We start from the raw sequence: 16,155 nt of genomic DNA, 5'->3' as shown, positions 1-16,155 counted from the left end.
CATAAAATGCTGATATTCTCACAATAAATCGGCCCGGAACCGTATGGAGTTCCGAGCCGCTGAGGCTTGTTTGCTTGGTTGAGCGTTTCAGGCGGACTTGCCGCCCTTGATCACGCGCTTGATCGCAGGCGATGCGCGGTGAGCGTGCTTGCGGGTGAAAGCGACGATGCGCGGTGCAATCTCCTTGCGGAACCGTGAACCATTGAAAACGCCGTAATGGCCGACATCGGGCTGCAGGTAGTGCATCCGCATGTCGTCGGGAATGTTGGAGCAGATCGTCTGGGCTGCGTGGGTTTGGCCGACGCCCGAGATGTCGTCGTTCTCGCCTTCGACGGTTAGCAAGGCGACATTGCGGATCGCCTTGGTGTCAACGATCTTGCCGCGATGGCGCATTTCGCCTTTCGGCAGCGAATGCTTGATGAAGACCGTGTCGACGGTCTGCAGATAAAACTCGGCCGTCAGATCCATGACGGCAAGATATTCGTCGTAGAAATCCCGGTGCTTCTCGGCTGGCTCGCCATCGTTCTTCACCAGGTGCATGAAGAATTCCTTGTGGGCGATCATGTGCCGGTCAAGGTTCATCGACATGAAGCCCGAGAGCTGCAGGAATCCCGGATAGACGGGGCGCATGAAGCCGGGCTGCGGCCACGGCACATTCATGATGACATTGTCCTGGAACCATTCCAGCGGCTTGTTCTGGGCCAGCTGGTTGACGGCCGTCGGATTGATGCGGGTATCGATAGGGCCGCCCATCAGCGTCATCGACGCGGGTGCCAGAGGATCGTTCGCCGCTTCCATCACGGCCACCGCGGCGAGGACCGGCACGGAGGGCTGGCAGACCGCGACCACATGGGTGTTAGGCCCAAGATGATGGATCATCTCGATGACGTAGTCGATGTAGTCATCCAGGTCGAAATTGCCATCGGCCATCGGCACCACGCGGGCGTCGATCCAGTCGGTGATATAGACGTCGGCGCTCGGCAGAAGGGCCTCCACGGTGCCGCGGAGCAGCGTCGCGTAGTGTCCCGACATCGGCGCGACGATCAGGATCTTGGGATCCTGGCCATGACCGACCGGCAGCACGCGCTGGAAATGCAGGAGATTGCAGAACGGCTTCTTCCAGACGATTTCCTCATGCACGGCAACGCTGTGCTCACCGATCTGCGTGCGCGGTAGGCCGAATTCCGGCTTTGCGTATCGGCGGGTAACCCGCTCGAAGACTTCGAAGCCCGCAGCCACCGTGCGACCAAATACCGTATGCGAGATGGGATTCAGCGGATTCTTATAGGCAAGGCGCATGGCGTCAGCAGTGGCCCGAAACGGCGCCATGGCTGCGTGGTTCATTTCGTAGAGCTGATAGAACATCGACTATGCACCTTTTGCTGATCGCATGGACCCGCCTGTTTTCGGAGCCCGAGCTCGGAACGCTAGCAGAGTTTCACAAATTAGTAACAATTTTCGCATGCGCGAAACCTGCGAGTTTTAGGGGCCTGAGTTGTCCAAGGAATTCTCGGCCGGTCGACGATAAGAATACCTGGGGGACCTTAACGTTCCCACTTCTGGACTCGTTAAAATTCGTCGCGTCCCACGATTCCCATGTGGAGTGCGCCTTTGCGGGCTTTTGTAGCACCTGTCTTGTCAGGTCCGGGTTCAGGGGTATCTATTGCTCTGCGGTATCGCGGCCGAGGTGATTCAAGCCTTGGAATGCGGCTCAACGAACAACGGGATCCCTACATGATACAGGCCAATGGTCGCCAGTCGGACTACAATATCCATCCCCTTTTCCTGCAGCGGTGGTCTCCCCGGGCATTTACCGGCGAAGCCATGCCTGAGGATGACCTGATGACCATTCTTGAAGCCGCCCATTGGGCACCCTCCGCGGGCAATGGTCAGCCCTGGCGCTTTATCTACGGCCATCGAGGGACGGAGGCGTTCAATCTCTTGCTGTCGCTTCTGGACGATGGGAACCAGGTTTGGGCGAAAGATGCATCGGTGCTTGTCTTCGTGGTTTCCGAAACCGTGCGTCACCGGCCTGATGGAACCACCCGCCCGATCCGCAGCCACAGTTTTGATGCGGGAGCCGCATGGGCGATGCTGGCGCTTCAGGCAACGATGTCAGGATATCTGGCCCACGGCATGGGCGGTGTGAATTTCGATCGGGCTCAGGTCGAACTGGATGTTCCCTCGGATCACAAGATCGAGGCTGCGGTCGCGATCGGGAAACTGGCGGATCTCAGCGCCTTGCCAGACCATCTGCGCGAACGCGAGAAGCCCAATGGCCGCAATCCCCTCGATACCATGGTGTTTGAAGGCAAGTTCCGCCAATCGTAAAGATATGAATAACGTTTCACGTGAATCACAGTTAACTTTGGATTCACGTGAAACACTCTTGACAGTGCGAGAACGCTCTTCGTAGCCGCTCAGATGTCGAGGTTGGCGACGCTCAGGGCGTTTTCCTGAATGAATTCGCGGCGCGGTTCCACTTCGTCACCCATCAGCCGTGAGAACAGTCCATCAGCATCAGTCGCGTCATTAACGCGGACTTGCAGCAGCGAGCGGACATTCGGGTCGAGCGTGGTTTCCCACAACTGCTCGGCATTCATCTCGCCGAGACCTTTATAACGCTGCATCGAGAGGCCCTTGCGGCCGGTGGCGAAGATCGCGTCGAGCAGGGCGCGCGGACCGGAAATTTCGATCTCGCCTTCCTTGCGCGACAGCTTCGGCGGGACACCGTAGATTTCCTTCAGCCGCGGCGTCAGCTGGTCCATGTGGCGCGCGTCCGCCGAACCGATCAGGGCCACATCGACAGCGGCATATTCCTTGACACCGCGCACCATGCGCTCGAAGCGCAAGCCACCCTCACCCGTCACTTCACCGGTCCAGCCGCGTTCGGTCTCTTCAGCGATCAGGTCCAGCCGATGCGCAACATCAGCCGCGGTTGCAGCTGCGCGCTCGGCATTGTCGGTGAGCTCGGGATTGAGTGCCCCCGAGATCGCCGCCTGTTCGATGACATTGCGATTGTAGCGGGAATGCAGGCCCTCCACGAGGGAGCGCAAGCGCAGGGCGTCCTGGATCACGTCCCGCAGATCTTGGCCGGCTCGGACTTCACCATTACCAAGCGTGAGGCGCGCTTCCTCGATACCCATGGAAATCAGGTATTCCTCGAAGGCCTTTTCGTCCTTCAGGTACTGGACCGACTTGCCGCGCGACACCTTATAAAGCGGCGGCTGGGCGATATAGAGATGGCCGCGCTCGATCAGTTCCGGCATCTGGCGGAAGAAGAATGTCAACAGCAGGGTGCGGATATGGGCGCCGTCGACGTCGGCATCCGTCATGATAATGATCTTGTGGTAGCGCAGCTTGTCGGCATTGAACTCGTCCTTGCCGATCGAGGTACCAAGCGCCGTGATCAGCGTGCCGATTTCCTGGCTGGAGAGCATTTTGTCGAAACGCGCACGCTCGACGTTCAGGATCTTGCCGCGCAGCGGCAGGATGGCCTGACGCTCGCGCGAGCGACCCTGCTTGGCAGAACCGCCTGCGGAGTCACCCTCGACCAGGAACAGCTCAGACTTAGCCGGGTCACGTTCCGAGCAGTCAGCCAGTTTGCCGGGCAAGGACGCGATATCGAGCGCACCCTTGCGGCGCGTCAATTCACGCGCCTTGCGGGCAGCTTCGCGTGCCACGGCGGCCTCGACCACCTTGCCGACCAAAATCTTCGCTTCGGAAGGATGTTCTTCGAACCAGGTGCTCAAGGCCTCGTTCACCAGACTTTCAACGACGGGGCGGACTTCAGACGAAACCAGCTTGTCCTTGGTCTGTGACGAAAACTTGGGATCGGGAACCTTGACCGAGAGAACGGCCGTCAGGCCTTCGCGGCAGTCTTCCCCCTGCAGCGTCACCTTTTCCTTCTTGGTTATGCCGGACGATTCCGCATAGGACGTGACCTGGCGGGTCAATGCACCGCGGAAGCCGGCCATATGCGTGCCGCCGTCGCGCTGGGGAATGTTGTTGGTGAAGCACAAGACGTTTTCGTGGTAGCTGTCGTTCCACCACATCGCGACTTCAACGGTGATGCCGTCCTTCTCCCCGCGGATGGAAACCGGCTTCTGCACCAGTGGCTTCTTGGAGCGATCGAGATAGGTGACGAAGGCTTCGAGACCACCGTCGTAAATCATCTCTTCCTGGCGAATATCGGAGCGACGTTTGTCGGTGAGCAGAATGCGCACGCCCGAGTTCAGGAAGGCGAGTTCGCGCAGGCGGTGTTCCAGCGTGCCGTAGTCGAATTCCGTCTTGGTAAAGGTCTCCTCACTGGGAAGGAAGGTCACTTCGGTACCGGAGCGGCCCTCGTATTCACCGACCACCTTTAGCGGTTCATCCGGAACGCCATGGGTGAAGCTGATCTCGTGCACCTTGCCGGCGCGACGGATCTTCAGCTTCAATTTGACCGACAAGGCGTTCACGACCGAAACGCCCACGCCATGCAGGCCGCCGGATACCTTGTAGGAGTTCTGGTCGAACTTTCCGCCGGCATGCAGCTGGGTCATGATGACCTCGGCAGCGGAGACGCCTTCCGACGAGTGAATGTCCGTCGGAATGCCGCGGCCGTTGTCCGTGACGGTGACGGAGCCATCGGCATTCAGGGTCACTGTCACCACGTCGGCATGCCCCGCCAGCGCCTCGTCGATGGCGTTGTCGACAACCTCGTAGACCATGTGATGAAGGCCGGAGCCGTCGTCGGTATCGCCGATATACATGCCGGGACGTTTGCGCACCGCATCCAGTCCCTTCAGGACCTTGATGGAATCGGCGCCGTATTCTTCGGTGTCGCCGGTTTCAATTGCGGGTGTGTCGGTCATCGATATTTTTCCAGTCTGGTCTCGGGAGAGCCGCCGCGCAGGGCCGAATCATCGGCATTGGCTCTGGCGACTATAAGAGTTTTGTTGCAGGTTTCCCAACAGCATCGCCCATAGGCTTGGGGATAAAGCGCCTCTAGACGAGGCGATCATGTCGTTTTTTCGAACTCGTCAAGGGTCTGTTCGAGAACCCTTATCATGTCGGGGGATAAAGAGCGAATCCGACGGGCCAGATGGTTGGCAAAGGCCGTATAGGGCGCTGGCAGTCCTGATGTGTCCAGCACCACCCGCGGATCCGACGTTCCCGCCAGAAGGAAGAGTTCCTCAGCCTCGTCCCAGATGATGTTGAAATAGCCGGCAACGCGCTGCAGGAAATCAAAGCTCGGCGTGCCGCGGCGACCATGCTCGAGAGCGGAGAGATAGGCTGGAGATACACCAATCGCCGCCGCCATTTCCTTCTGCGAGACACCCTTTCGTTCCCGCAGCTTTCGCATGGCTTCGCCGAACGGCGTCATTCGCGTGACCCCGGAGCGCGGGACAGACGCACATACAAAGCGCCATCGCCGCCATGATGCCGAGCGGCTTGCTCATAGGACGAGATCAGGTGCCGGAATTCCAGTTTCGAGAACCACATGGGCACGGCGCGTTTCAGGGCGCCTTCGCTACCCATGGAACTGCCCTTGCCCGTGATGACCAGAACATGCCGAAGACCCCGTTCGTGGGCCCGCACCAGAAAGCCGAGCAACATGGCGTGGGCCTCGCTTTGAACCAGCCCATGAAGGTCGATGCGCGCTTCGAGCGGCAGCCGGCCCTTGGCGATCTTGCGCTTGACCGGTCGCTCCAGGGGGTGGTGCTGGCTGCTTGGTTTTCGCACCGGCTGGGGATGCGGATCGACCGACGCGCGAGGTGCCTGCTGACTTGGCCTGGCCTGCTCGGCTTCGGCCGCCATCTCCGCGATGACGCGCTCGAATTCGTCGATCTCCTCCTGGCGCCCAGGCATGGGCCGCGTGCTGCGGGCCACCTTGCCCCACAGGATGCGATCTTCGGCGCTGAGCTTGCCATTGCCGGTCATCGGCAAAACCTCGCAGCCGCCTGTCGAGGGATCAGGATGGTGAAGTCGGCTTCGTGCCGCACCGTTCCAGCCAGTTCACCGGCCTCATATCCCGATCCCGTGAAGATATCACCACGCGCCGGACCGACGATTGCCGATCCCGTGTCGAACGCCAGCATCAGCCTGGCAAAGGGCTGGCCGCCATCGAGATGGGTTAGCTTGGAGGCGTTGATGAAGAACGGATAGCCGAAGGTGTGGATGAACCTGTCCACCGCAAGCGACCGTCCCGCGATGAGTGGCACCTTGGCCGCCGCGATCGGCCCCTTCTCAGGATCAGCCACATCGGCTTCGCGAAAGAAGATATAGGATCTGTTGTGCCAGAGCACCTCATCCGCCCGGTCCGGATTGGCAATCAGCCAGTCCCTTATGGCCTGCATCGAGATTTCGGCGGCAGGGATCTCACCGCGATCGATCAGCAACCGGCCGATCGGCGAGAAGGGATGGCCGGCTTTGGCCGCGTAGGTGATGCGCCTGCGCTCGCCGTTGCGGAAGAGCAACCGGGCGGCGCCCTGAACATGGGTGAAGAACACATCCACCTTGGAGCGCGCCCAGGCGATCTCCAGGCCTTTTCCTTCAAGATAGCCTTGGTCGATCGCCCGCCGGTCCGGGTAGAAGGCAAGGCCTTGCGGCGTCTTCAGGGCAAAGGCGTAAGTCGGATCAAAATCGGCTGTTCTATTGGCGTCGTCGACATCAACGAGATCGTTAGGCCGCCGATAGAATGGGAAGCGGAACTCCGCATCCCTTTCATGGGACACCTGGACTTCGGGTTCGAAGAAGGCCGTCACGAAGCCGCGTCCACCATCGGTGCGCTCGATACGGAAAGGCACTGTTTCGCGCTCGAAGAAGCTGCGTATCGAAGCCGCGTCGCCGGACAGGTTTCGCGCGGCCTCAAGCAACGGCAAGAGGTCTTCGCTGGTCAGGCCAAGCTGGCCGGTCTTGTAGGGTTTGACGTTCTGGATGTGCTCTCGGCAGGAAAACAATCCCTCCAGCAATGCAGAGGGATCGTCGTCCTGCCAGCCGACAAGGTCGGCAAAGGCAAGGGGGCGGAGCCGGAAAGGGGCGCCCGTGCTCATCGTTCCGATTCGGTGGCGACGAGCTTCCAGTTCGGGTCACGCGACCTGGTATCGCGGGAGAAGGTCCAGATGTCGTTCACCTCGGCCACGGTTTCGGCATCGCCGTCAACAAGCGTTCCCGCCTTGTCGTAGGTCGCCGAGATCAGCTGGCACAGGATGCGCACCGTGATCTGCTCGTCGTGATCCTTGACCACGGCCTGGGTGATCTCTGCCTTCTCGATGCCGACGAAGGTCGCCTTCATGACTTCGCCGTTCTTCTCGCGTTCGGAGATCGCGCTGTCGAAGCCCTCATAGACCTCGCGAGACAAGAGGCTCTTCAGCGTCTTGCGGTCACCTTCGGCGAAGGCCATCACGATCATTTCATAGGCCACGCGCGCACCATTCAGGAATTCGCGCGGATTGAAGCTCGGGTCGACCTTCGAGACATCGCGTAGTGCCTTATTGAGATCGGTGCCGGGTTTGGCAAAGCTGTCGATCGCGGCAAAGCGTTCGTCGCCATCAGCCTCGTCCCGGCGCGGCAGGGTGATGACCTTGCCATCGTCACTGCCGGGTCCCTTGGCAACGTCGCGTGGGCTGTAAGGATCGAATGGCGGCTTTTCATGGCCGGTGCGGCGGCCGAGGACACTGCGCAGCTGAAGAAAGATCAGCACCGCCGCGATCAGAAAGAAAACCGTTATAAAATCGTTCGATCCCATTACACCCCAGCGCCGCTGTTTAATTCTGTTGTCGCCTTCCCATATAGTCTGCATCCCGCCATCATTCAAATGGCTGATCTTTATTCTTTGTAGAGATCGGTCATGGATAGAGTGATCAGGCAGACCGGGCTGCCGGATAATGCGATCCCAGCGGAGAATTCATGCATGCGCCTTGTGCTGTTGTCCTTCCTTCTTCTGCCTCTGGCTGAGATTGCCGGCTTCGTGCTGGTGGGACGGCTCATCGGCGTGCTGCCGGTCCTGTTGCTGACGGTCGCAGGGGTCTTTCTGGGCATCGTCCTATTGCGCATGCAGGGTGCCGAGACGCTGCGCAAGCTCGCCGCGGAAAGCCGCGCGGGCCGTGACGCCAGCCGACCGCTGGTGCATGCCGCCTTGATCGTCGTTGCTGCAATCCTGCTGATCATTCCCGGGTTTCTCACCGATATCCTAGGCCTTCTGCTGTTTTTGCCCCCGGTTCGCGATTTCGTCTGGTCGCTGGTTCGACCACGCATTGTTGTCGTGCGAACTGAGCGCGGCGGATTTTCAACCGGTCCCGAACAGCCATCGGAACCGACCCGGTCCCAGGGCAAGGTGATCGACCTGGAGCCTGAGGATTACCAAAGTAGCCGCGACAATAACGGCAATGAGCGGGTGTAGCCGTTGTTCTGCACGCTGACGGCGTCATGGCGCTCGGGAGTGCGAGGGTTGTAAGCCATCGGTTGAAATGTTAGATGGCCTCAGCGAAAAAAGCCTCGAGGAAGCCCCATGGCCCAAGACAACAGCACCCAGGGAACAGCATCGCCGTCCCTCAACATTCTGGCACAATACATCAAGGATCTCTCCTTTGAGAATCCCGGCGCGCCGCGCAGCCTTCAGTCCCGTGACAAGGCGCCTGCCATCAACATCAATGTCAATGTCAACGCCAACCCACTGTCGGAAAACGATTTCGACGTGGTGCTGACGCTGAGTGCCGAAGCCAAGGACGGCGACAAGGTAGTGTTTGCAGCTGAACTCGTTTACGGCGGCGTTTTCCGCATTTCGGGCTTCCCGCAGGAGCACATGCTGCCGATCCTCTTCATCGAGTGCCCGCGGCTGCTTTTCCCCTTCGCGCGCCAGATCATCGCCGATGCCACGCGCAATGGCGGCTTCCCGCCGCTGATGATCGACCCGATCGACTTTGCGCAGATGTTTGCCCAGCGCGTCGCCGAAGATCAGGCGCGCGCCAAGGTCCAGGCTGTTCCGAACTAAGGATTGGCTTTACGGCTGATCATGATGATGCCCGGCCTCGCGCCGGGCATTTTCGTTTAGGCGGAGTAGCGGCTCCAGATCGCCTTTTCGCCCAGGCGTTTGATCAGGGCCTGATGGCCTTCGGTCTCCACCGCGCTGACCCGGGGCGTCAAGGGACGCGGTCTTTCCAGTGCAATCTCGACGACATCTTCGTCCGCGCGCGCGGACGTCTTCGGTCCTGCCGTCTGGCTAAGTCCGAATGTCGCCTGCCGGCCACCCAGCATCTCGATATAGACTTCGGCGAGGAGTTCGGAGTCGAGAAGTGCACCGTGCTTGGTGCGGTGGGAGTTGTCGATCCCGTAGCGTCGGCAAAGCGCATCCAGGGAGTTCGGCCCCATGGGATGTTTGCGACGGGCAAGCGCCAGCGTATCGATGACCCGGTCCGACGGGACGGGCGGTTTGCCAAGCCGCGCAAACTCGGCATTGATGAAACTCATGTCGAAGGTCGCGTTATGAGCGACCCAACGGGCACCTTCGAAAAAGGTCTCGAGATCATCGACGATGTCGGCGAACAATGGCTTGTCTTTCAGGAATTCCTCGGTGATGCCATGCACGGCCAGCGCATCGGGATGGATCTGTCGGTCGCCCGGATTAATGTAGACATGGAAGCTTCGACCCGTTGGGAACTGATTGAGCAGTTCGATGCCGCCGATTTCGATGACGCGGTCGGCCTTGAATTCGAGCCCCGTGGTTTCCGTATCGAAGACGATCTCGCGCATCTTTTTACTTCCCCGTTCCGTCTGTTGCCGCCGCCCTGATGGCGGCAATGATCTCGTCGACCTGTCGTCTCGCCTCGTCATAGCCGAGACCCGTGTCCACGATATAGTGGGCTCGTTCCCGCTTCACCGAATCAGGCACCTGGCGCGACAGGATCATCTGGAACTTCTCTGGTGTCATGCCCGGCCGGTCAAGCACTCGCGCCCGCTGAATCTCCGGAGCGCAGCTCGCCACGACGATCACGTCAACCCGATCTTCACCGCCCGTCTCGAACAGCAGCGGTATATCTAAGACCACTATATCGGCGCCGGCGTCTTTCTGGTCTTCCAGGAAACGACGCTCCCGCGCACGAACGAGGGGATGAATGATGGCTTCCAGCTCCTTAAACTTAGCCGGATTCTTAGCCAGAGTCTGCGACAGCAGATCCCGATTAACGACGCCGTCTCGGATCGCCTCGGGAAACCGGGCCGACATGGCGGGCACGGCTTCGCTGTTGTAGAGCTCATGGACCACTTTGTCTGCATCGTTGACCGGTATCCCGCGCTCCACGAAAAACGACGCGGTCGTCGATTTTCCCATGCCGATCGATCCGGTGAGACCAACGACGATCATGCGCCCTGCCCCATGTCGGCAATGACGAGTTGCCGCAGCTCCTCCGTCACATCAGGCCGTACGCCAAACCATTTTTCAAAGCCTGGCACCGCCTGGTGGAGCAGCATGCCCAAGCCATCGACAGTCGCAAAACCCTGGCGGCGCGCCTGAACAAGAATCGGGGTTTCCAGTGGGACATAGATGATATCTGTCACCACCGCCCCTGATGATAGCCGGCTGAAATCTATATCGATCGCGGCCTGCTTGCCCTCCATGCCGACTGACGTCGTGTTCACGAACAGGCCCGCGTCCTGCATCACCTCGCTCAAGGCCTCCAGCGGATGGGCATGGATGGTTGAGCCGAAGCGGTCAGCGAGTTCACGGGCGCGATCAAGGGTGCGATTGACGACATGGATTTCGCGGAAGCCGCGATCACGCAGCGCCAGTAGGATCGAGCGGCTTGCCCCGCCGGCGCCAAAGACAACGGCTCGGTCTGTCTTGTCCCACCTGGGATGACGCTGGTCGAGATTGCTGACGAAGCCGTAGCCGTCGGTATTCGTCGCCCGCAAAGCGCTGTCTTCGAACCATAAGGTGTTGGCCGCCCCAAGCTCCTCAGACAGTTCGTCAGGACGGTCAGCCAGTTGGAAAGCGAGTTCCTTATGTGGAATAGTGACATTGCCTCCGATCAGACCCGCCTCACCCGACTTGAGCCTTGCCACGAATTGCGGGAACTCTGATGGCGAGATCTCGATCCGGTCATAGGAGCCGTCGATCCCGAACACGCGGAGCCAGTGATTGTGCAGCAGCGGAGATCGGGAATGGGCAATTGGATAGCCGACAACAAAGGCTTTCTTAACCAATGTTTCACGTGAATCACGCATCGATTTCTCCCATGCGACGCAGTTCCGCCAGCAGCGGCAAGAGTGGCAAACCGAGGATGGTGAAATAGTCCCCGGTGATCCGGGAGAAGAGCTGAATGCCGAGCCCCTCCAACTGATAGCCTCCGACACTCGCCAGGACTGATCCACCTGCCCGTTCCAGATAGCGGTCGATGAAGCCAGCGTCGAACACGCGACACTCCATGTCGGCGACGCTCACATGCTCCCAAACAACCTTATCGTCTTTTGCCAGCACCACCGCGCTGTTCAACCGGTGCGTCTTTCCTGAGAGTTGCAGAAGTTGCCGACGGGCCGCATCCAGATCTGCTGCCTTGTGAAAGATCTCGGCACCAAGCGACATCGTCTGGTCGCAGCCGATCACCAGCGCGCCGGTATTGCGCCCGGCAACATCCAGTGCTTTTCTGCGAGCCAGTTCCAACGCCACATCGACGGGGGTCGCGCCGACCTCCATACCCTGTTCGATCGCCCGCTCATCGATCGTTGCCGGCTCGTAGTCGAATTCAAGACCCGCATTGGCCAGCAACATGCGTCGGGCCTGGCTTGCCGAGGCCAGCACCAGTCTACTCATCGGGGATCCTCCATCCACATTTTTCCCGCCGCTTATCGCAGCTTCGGCCGGAGGGCAACGATAGCGGCCGCTGTTTCCTCGATCGACCGACGGGTGACGTCGATGATCGGCCAGTTGTTGCGCGCGCAAAGAGCCCGGGCATATTTCAGTTCCTCGGCGATGGAGGCGCGATCGATATAGTGTTCTCGGTCGTAACCCGCGGTCACCCCGAGTTCCCTGTTGCCGCGCACTTGCGAAATCCGGTCGGATGTCGCGATCAATCCGACGATCAACGGTCGGGTGGCACGGAACAGGCTCTCGGGTAGAGGCACCCCGCTGACGATCGGAATGTTAGCGGTCCTGATCCCTCGATTGGCGAGATAGATGCTCGTCGGCGTTTTTGACGTCCGGCTAATGCCGATGATCACCACATCCGCCTCGTCGTAATCGTCCGGCATCTGCCCATCGTCATGATCCATGGTAAAATTCAGGGCTTCGATGCGCGCGAAGTATTCCGCGTTCAGGGCGTGCTGGGCACCCACACGTCCGCGAGAAGGCGCGCCGAGATAGGTCTGGAATTTCGCTAGAACAGGCTCCAGCACATTGACGATGGGAACCCCAATACTCCGGCATCCGTCCTCCAGCCTTGCCGACAGATCGGCATCCACGATGGTGTAGAGAACAATGCCTGGCTCCCTGTCGATGGCCTCAAGAACGGGGGTGAGCTGCTTGCGGCTTCGGATCAGCGGATAGACATGCTCGATCGCGTGACTTTGTTGGAACTGGGCGGCAGCGGCACGACCCGCCGAGATCAGAGTCTCGCCGGTTGAGTCAGAAATCAGATGGAGATGGAAGAAGTGTTTTTTGTTCTCCACGATATAAACCGACCCTTGTTGATAAACCGGGAGAACAAGCGGTATCCGCAGCGCGCCTTGGCAGGCAAGGGGAAAACTGCCGTTTTATCCACAATGCCGGATCTCAGGGACTGGTTTCTGGCCTCGGGAGTGCAATGTGGATAACCTGAGCATGCCGACTCCCATACACAGGTGATCCACAGGCCGCTCTATAACCGTTTATCGCCTAAATCATTGATTCAGAAATTCGATTTGGATATTTGCGCGATTTTATGAAAGTCCCGATGTATCCGCGTCGATGTTTTGCAGCAGTGCCCGGTTTGCCCTTTGCATTGTGGACAGGGTTTAATCCTTGATAGTCAGTGACTCTTAGAAATAGAAGAAGATCTAAGATCATTTTAGATTTTTTAGGGATGGCCAGAGTGACCGAACATCATCGGCGAATCATGGATGTGTTGAACGGCAAGACACTGACACCGCCTCCCATCTGGCTGATGCGGCAAGCCGGACGGTATCTGCCTGAATATCGTGAGGTGAGGGCAAAGGCCGGGAGTTTTCTCGATCTCTGTTATACCCCGGAATTCGCGGTCGAGGTGACACTCCAGCCAATCCGCCGCTATGGCTTCGATGCAGCCATCCTGTTCTCCGATATCCTTGTGATCCCCGATGCCCTTGGAAGGAACGTGACCTTCACTGAGGGACACGGACCGCAGATGACCCCAATCGATGCGGAGGGGATAGCAAACTTGACGCGGGAAAATGTTCTTTCGCATCTCCAGCCGGTGTTCGAGACCGTGCGGCGCTTGCGCCAGGAATTGCCAGGGGGAACCACCCTGCTCGGCTTTTGTGGGGCGCCTTGGACGGTTGCGACCTATATGATTGCGGGGCACGGGACGCCAGACCAGGCGCCAGCGCGTCTTTTCGCCTATCGCTATCCCGAAGCCTTTGATCGCTTGCTGGCAATCCTTGCCGAAATTTCCGCTGACTATCTCGTGGAGCAGATCGATGCCGGCGCCGATGCGGTGCAGATCTTCGATTCCTGGGCGGGTGTGCTGGGTGAGGAGGAATTTGCGCGCTATTGCGTTGCTCCGGTTCAGCGGATGATTGCCTCGGTGCGCAGCAGGCGGCCGCAGGCGCGGATCATCGCCTTTGCCAAGGGTGCGGGCTATCTGCTCAAGGATTACCGCCAGGGCACCGGTGCTGATGCGATCGGGCTAGATTGGTCGGTGCCGTTGGGTTTTGCCGCCGAATTGCAGAAGGACGGACCGGTTCAGGGCAATCTCGATCCCATGCGGGTCGTTGCCGGTGGCGCCGCGCTTGATGAGGGCATTGACCGCATTATGAATGCTTTGGGCCAGGGACCGCTGATCTTCAATCTCGGCCATGGCATCACACCCCAGGCGGACCCGGAGCACGTGACGGCGCTTGTGAAGCGGGTGCGCGGGACCTCCCATGGCTGACCGGGAGCTCGAGAGCGGAAAACGGGCTGGCGCCAAGGCGGCCTGGCGCGCTGTGTCAGCCCTCGTCGTTTTCCTGCTCGTGGCGCTTGCGATCTTCGTTCTTGAGCCGGCCGATCTCTACCTCTGGGCCAAGGCACTGCATGTGATTGCGGTGATTTCCTGGATGGCAGGCATGCTCTACATGCCCAGGCTGTTCATCTATCATTTCGACAGTGAGCCCGGTACGAACCAGTCGGAAACCTTCAAGGTGATGGAGCAACGCCTGTTCCGCTTGATCATGCGGCCGGCGATGGCGGTGACCTGGGTCTTTGGTCTGTACCTTGCCTGGGAGGGCTTTGGCTTTATGGGCGGCTGGCTCCATGTGAAGCTGGCTGCCGTGGTTGGCCTGACAGGGGTTCACGAATATTACGGAAAAGCCATCAGGGAGTTTGCCGCAGACCGACGCGAGCGCAGCGCCCGGCACTGGCGTGTGATCAACGAGGTTCCGACGGTCTTGATGATCCTGATCGTTATCATGGTCATCGTGAAGCCTTTTTGATAGGCATCTGCCTTTAATTTGTATAATTTTGCGTTGTTTTCCCTTTTCCCTTGCAGGTGGCGGGGTGAATCGCTATTTTCCGCAAATCCTATCTTTCAGGCTTGCGTAGCGTTCTGTCATTTGCGGTCTCTTCTCCGACCGTAGCGAAGTCCAACGGCACGCCTTCCCCCTCACAAATAATACGTGGTCCTTCTTCATGGCAGAAATGAAGCTACAAGAACTCAAAAGCAAATCCCCGACCGATCTCCTGACATTTGCCGAATCGCTTGAAGTCGAAAACGCCAGCACCATGCGCAAGCAGGAACTGATGTTTGCGATCCTCAAGATGCTGGCCAGCCAGGATGTTGAGATCATCGGGGAGGGTGTTGTTGAAGTTCTTCAGGATGGCTTCGGCTTCCTGCGCTCGGCCAATGCAAACTATCTTCCCGGCCCTGATGATATCTATATCTCGCCCTCACAGATCCGTCGCTTCTCGCTGAAAACCGGCGACACGGTTGAAGGGCCGATCCGCAGCCCCAAGGAAGGCGAGCGCTATTTCGCCTTGCTCAAGGTCAACACCATCAATTTCGAGGATCCGGAGAAGATCCGTCACAAGGTTCACTTCGACAACCTGACGCCGCTCTACCCGAACGAGCGGTTCAAGATGGAGCTCGACGTTCCCACATCCAAGGATCTGTCGGCACGCGTGATTGATCTGGTGGCGCCGCTCGGTAAGGGCCAGCGCGGGCTGATCGTCGCGCCGCCGCGCACCGGTAAAACCGTGCTGCTGCAGAACATTGCCCATTCCATTACGGCCAATCACCCGGAATGTTACCTGATCGTGCTTCTGATCGATGAGCGCCCGGAAGAAGTGACGGATATGCAGCGTTCGGTGCGCGGTGAGGTGGTATCCTCCACCTTCGACGAACCAGCGGTGCGCCACGTCCAGGTCGCTGAAATCGTGATCGAAAAGGCAAAGCGGCTCGTGGAGCATGGCCGGGATGTCGTCATCCTGCTTGACTCCATCACACGCCTCGGCCGCGCCTACAACACCGTCGTGCCGTCATCCGGCAAGGTTCTAACCGGTGGTGTTGATGCCAACGCCTTGCAGCGCCCGAAGCGCTTCTTCGGTGCGGCCCGTAACATCGAGGAAGGCGGCTCGCTGACGATCATCGCGACGGCCCTGATCGATACAGGCAGCCGTATGGACGAAGTCATTTTCGAAGAATTCAAGGGCACCGGCAACTCGGAAATCGTGCTCGACCGCAAGGTCGCCGATAAGCGCATCTTCCCGGCCATGGATATCCTGAAATCCGGTACGCGTAAGGAAGACCTGTTGGTACCGCGCCAGGACCTGCAAAAGATCTTCGTGCTTCGGCGCATTCTTGCTCCGATGGGTACCACGGATGCGATCGAGTTCCTGATGGATAAGCTGAAGCAGACGAAAAACAATGGTGACTTCTTCGATTCGATGAATACCTGATCGAGGCAGCATATTGCTTGTCTTCGGCGCCGGGGCTAACGCTCCGGCGTTGTGCGTTTTGAGACTAACTG

17 protein-coding genes are annotated in these 16,155 nt (G+C 59.1%); 6 read left to right on the top strand and 11 right to left on the bottom strand.

Going from position 1 to position 16,155, the window contains the following annotated elements:
* Window positions 1-87: 87 nt before the first annotated feature.
* Window positions 88-1,365: a polyhydroxyalkanoate depolymerase gene (locus tag B9A97_RS13735; RefSeq protein WP_084365909.1), complete on the bottom strand. Its 1,278-nt coding sequence runs from the start codon at window positions 1,363-1,365 to the stop codon at window positions 88-90.
* A gap of 369 nt (window positions 1,366-1,734) precedes the next feature.
* Between B9A97_RS13735 and B9A97_RS13730 the strand changes: the two genes are divergently transcribed.
* Window positions 1,735-2,331 carry a nitroreductase family protein gene (locus B9A97_RS13730; RefSeq protein WP_084365958.1) on the top strand — a complete coding sequence of 199 codons (597 nt, stop codon included), beginning with the start codon at window positions 1,735-1,737 and terminating at the stop codon, window positions 2,329-2,331.
* An 89-nt stretch (window positions 2,332-2,420) separates the two neighbouring features.
* On the opposite strand, the gene gyrB is transcribed toward B9A97_RS13730, so the two are convergent.
* The 5 genes from gyrB to B9A97_RS13705 all read right to left on the bottom strand — a co-directional run bounded on the left by gyrB (window position 2,421) and on the right by B9A97_RS13705 (window position 7,732).
* A complete protein-coding gene (gene gyrB, locus B9A97_RS13725) occupies window positions 2,421-4,856 on the bottom strand; it encodes a DNA topoisomerase (ATP-hydrolyzing) subunit B (RefSeq protein WP_084365908.1) in 2,436 nt (811 codons plus the stop codon).
* A gap of 146 nt (window positions 4,857-5,002) precedes the next feature.
* Window positions 5,003-5,368: a helix-turn-helix domain-containing protein gene (locus B9A97_RS13720; RefSeq protein ID WP_084365907.1), complete on the bottom strand. Its 366-nt coding sequence runs from the start codon at window positions 5,366-5,368 to the stop codon at window positions 5,003-5,005.
* The gene (locus B9A97_RS13715; protein WP_084365906.1) at window positions 5,365-5,925 is read right to left on the bottom strand and encodes a Smr/MutS family protein; all 561 of its coding nucleotides are present in this window, start codon (window positions 5,923-5,925) and stop codon (window positions 5,365-5,367) included. The genes B9A97_RS13720 and B9A97_RS13715 overlap by 4 nt, the downstream gene beginning before the upstream one ends.
* Window positions 5,922-7,037, bottom strand: a complete 1,116-nt coding sequence (locus B9A97_RS13710) for a murein transglycosylase A (protein ID WP_084365905.1) — start codon at window positions 7,035-7,037, stop codon at window positions 5,922-5,924. Before B9A97_RS13710 ends, B9A97_RS13715 begins: the two co-directional genes overlap by 4 nt.
* Complete coding sequence (locus tag B9A97_RS13705; protein WP_084365904.1) at window positions 7,034-7,732, bottom strand: Tim44/TimA family putative adaptor protein; 699 nt, start codon at window positions 7,730-7,732, stop codon at window positions 7,034-7,036. The genes B9A97_RS13710 and B9A97_RS13705 overlap by 4 nt, the downstream gene beginning before the upstream one ends.
* 165 nt (window positions 7,733-7,897) lie before the next feature.
* On the opposite strand from B9A97_RS13705, the gene B9A97_RS13700 reads away from it, so the two are divergent.
* A complete protein-coding gene (locus B9A97_RS13700; RefSeq protein WP_084365903.1) occupies window positions 7,898-8,386 on the top strand; it encodes an FxsA family protein in 489 nt (162 codons plus the stop codon).
* Window positions 8,387-8,494: 108 nt separating this feature from the next.
* Window positions 8,495-8,977: a protein-export chaperone SecB gene (secB, locus tag B9A97_RS13695; RefSeq protein ID WP_084365902.1), complete on the top strand. Its 483-nt coding sequence runs from the start codon at window positions 8,495-8,497 to the stop codon at window positions 8,975-8,977.
* 56 nt (window positions 8,978-9,033) lie between these two features.
* On the opposite strand, the gene dnaQ is transcribed toward secB, so the two are convergent.
* Genes dnaQ through B9A97_RS13670 form a run of 5 tightly spaced genes read right to left on the bottom strand, consistent with a single transcriptional unit; the run spans window position 9,034 to window position 12,645 of the window.
* A complete protein-coding gene (gene dnaQ / locus B9A97_RS13690) occupies window positions 9,034-9,735 on the bottom strand; it encodes a DNA polymerase III subunit epsilon (protein ID WP_084365901.1) in 702 nt (233 codons plus the stop codon).
* A gap of 4 nt (window positions 9,736-9,739) precedes the next feature.
* Window positions 9,740-10,345: a dephospho-CoA kinase gene (gene coaE / locus B9A97_RS13685; RefSeq protein ID WP_084365900.1), complete on the bottom strand. Its 606-nt coding sequence runs from the start codon at window positions 10,343-10,345 to the stop codon at window positions 9,740-9,742.
* The gene (locus tag B9A97_RS13680; RefSeq protein WP_084365899.1) at window positions 10,342-11,205 is read right to left on the bottom strand and encodes a shikimate dehydrogenase; all 864 of its coding nucleotides are present in this window, start codon (window positions 11,203-11,205) and stop codon (window positions 10,342-10,344) included. The genes coaE and B9A97_RS13680 overlap by 4 nt, the downstream gene beginning before the upstream one ends.
* Window positions 11,198-11,791, bottom strand: coding sequence for a Maf-like protein (locus B9A97_RS13675; protein ID WP_084365898.1), 594 nt, complete (start codon window positions 11,789-11,791; stop codon window positions 11,198-11,200). The genes B9A97_RS13680 and B9A97_RS13675 overlap by 8 nt, the downstream gene beginning before the upstream one ends.
* Before the next feature lie 32 nt (window positions 11,792-11,823).
* Entirely contained in the window at window positions 11,824-12,645 is an 822-nt protein-coding gene (locus B9A97_RS13670; RefSeq protein WP_084365897.1) for a pyruvate, water dikinase regulatory protein, read from the bottom strand.
* Between the two features lie 401 nt (window positions 12,646-13,046).
* Between B9A97_RS13670 and hemE the strand changes: the two genes are divergently transcribed.
* The 3 genes from hemE to rho all read left to right on the top strand — a co-directional run bounded on the left by hemE (window position 13,047) and on the right by rho (window position 16,084).
* Window positions 13,047-14,084, top strand: coding sequence for a uroporphyrinogen decarboxylase (hemE, locus tag B9A97_RS13665; protein ID WP_084365957.1), 1,038 nt, complete (start codon window positions 13,047-13,049; stop codon window positions 14,082-14,084).
* Entirely contained in the window at window positions 14,077-14,622 is a 546-nt protein-coding gene (gene hemJ, locus B9A97_RS13660; RefSeq protein WP_084365896.1) for a protoporphyrinogen oxidase HemJ, read from the top strand. Before hemE ends, hemJ begins: the two co-directional genes overlap by 8 nt.
* Before the next feature lie 196 nt (window positions 14,623-14,818).
* Window positions 14,819-16,084, top strand: a complete 1,266-nt coding sequence (rho, locus tag B9A97_RS13655) for a transcription termination factor Rho (protein WP_143530452.1) — start codon at window positions 14,819-14,821, stop codon at window positions 16,082-16,084.
* Window positions 16,085-16,155: the final 71 nt, after the last annotated feature.

The organism is Rhizobium sp. RU36D, assembly GCF_900176345.1.
Classification (GTDB): domain Bacteria; phylum Pseudomonadota; class Alphaproteobacteria; order Rhizobiales; family Rhizobiaceae; genus Allorhizobium.
This window is presented reverse-complemented; position numbering and strand designations above follow the sequence as displayed.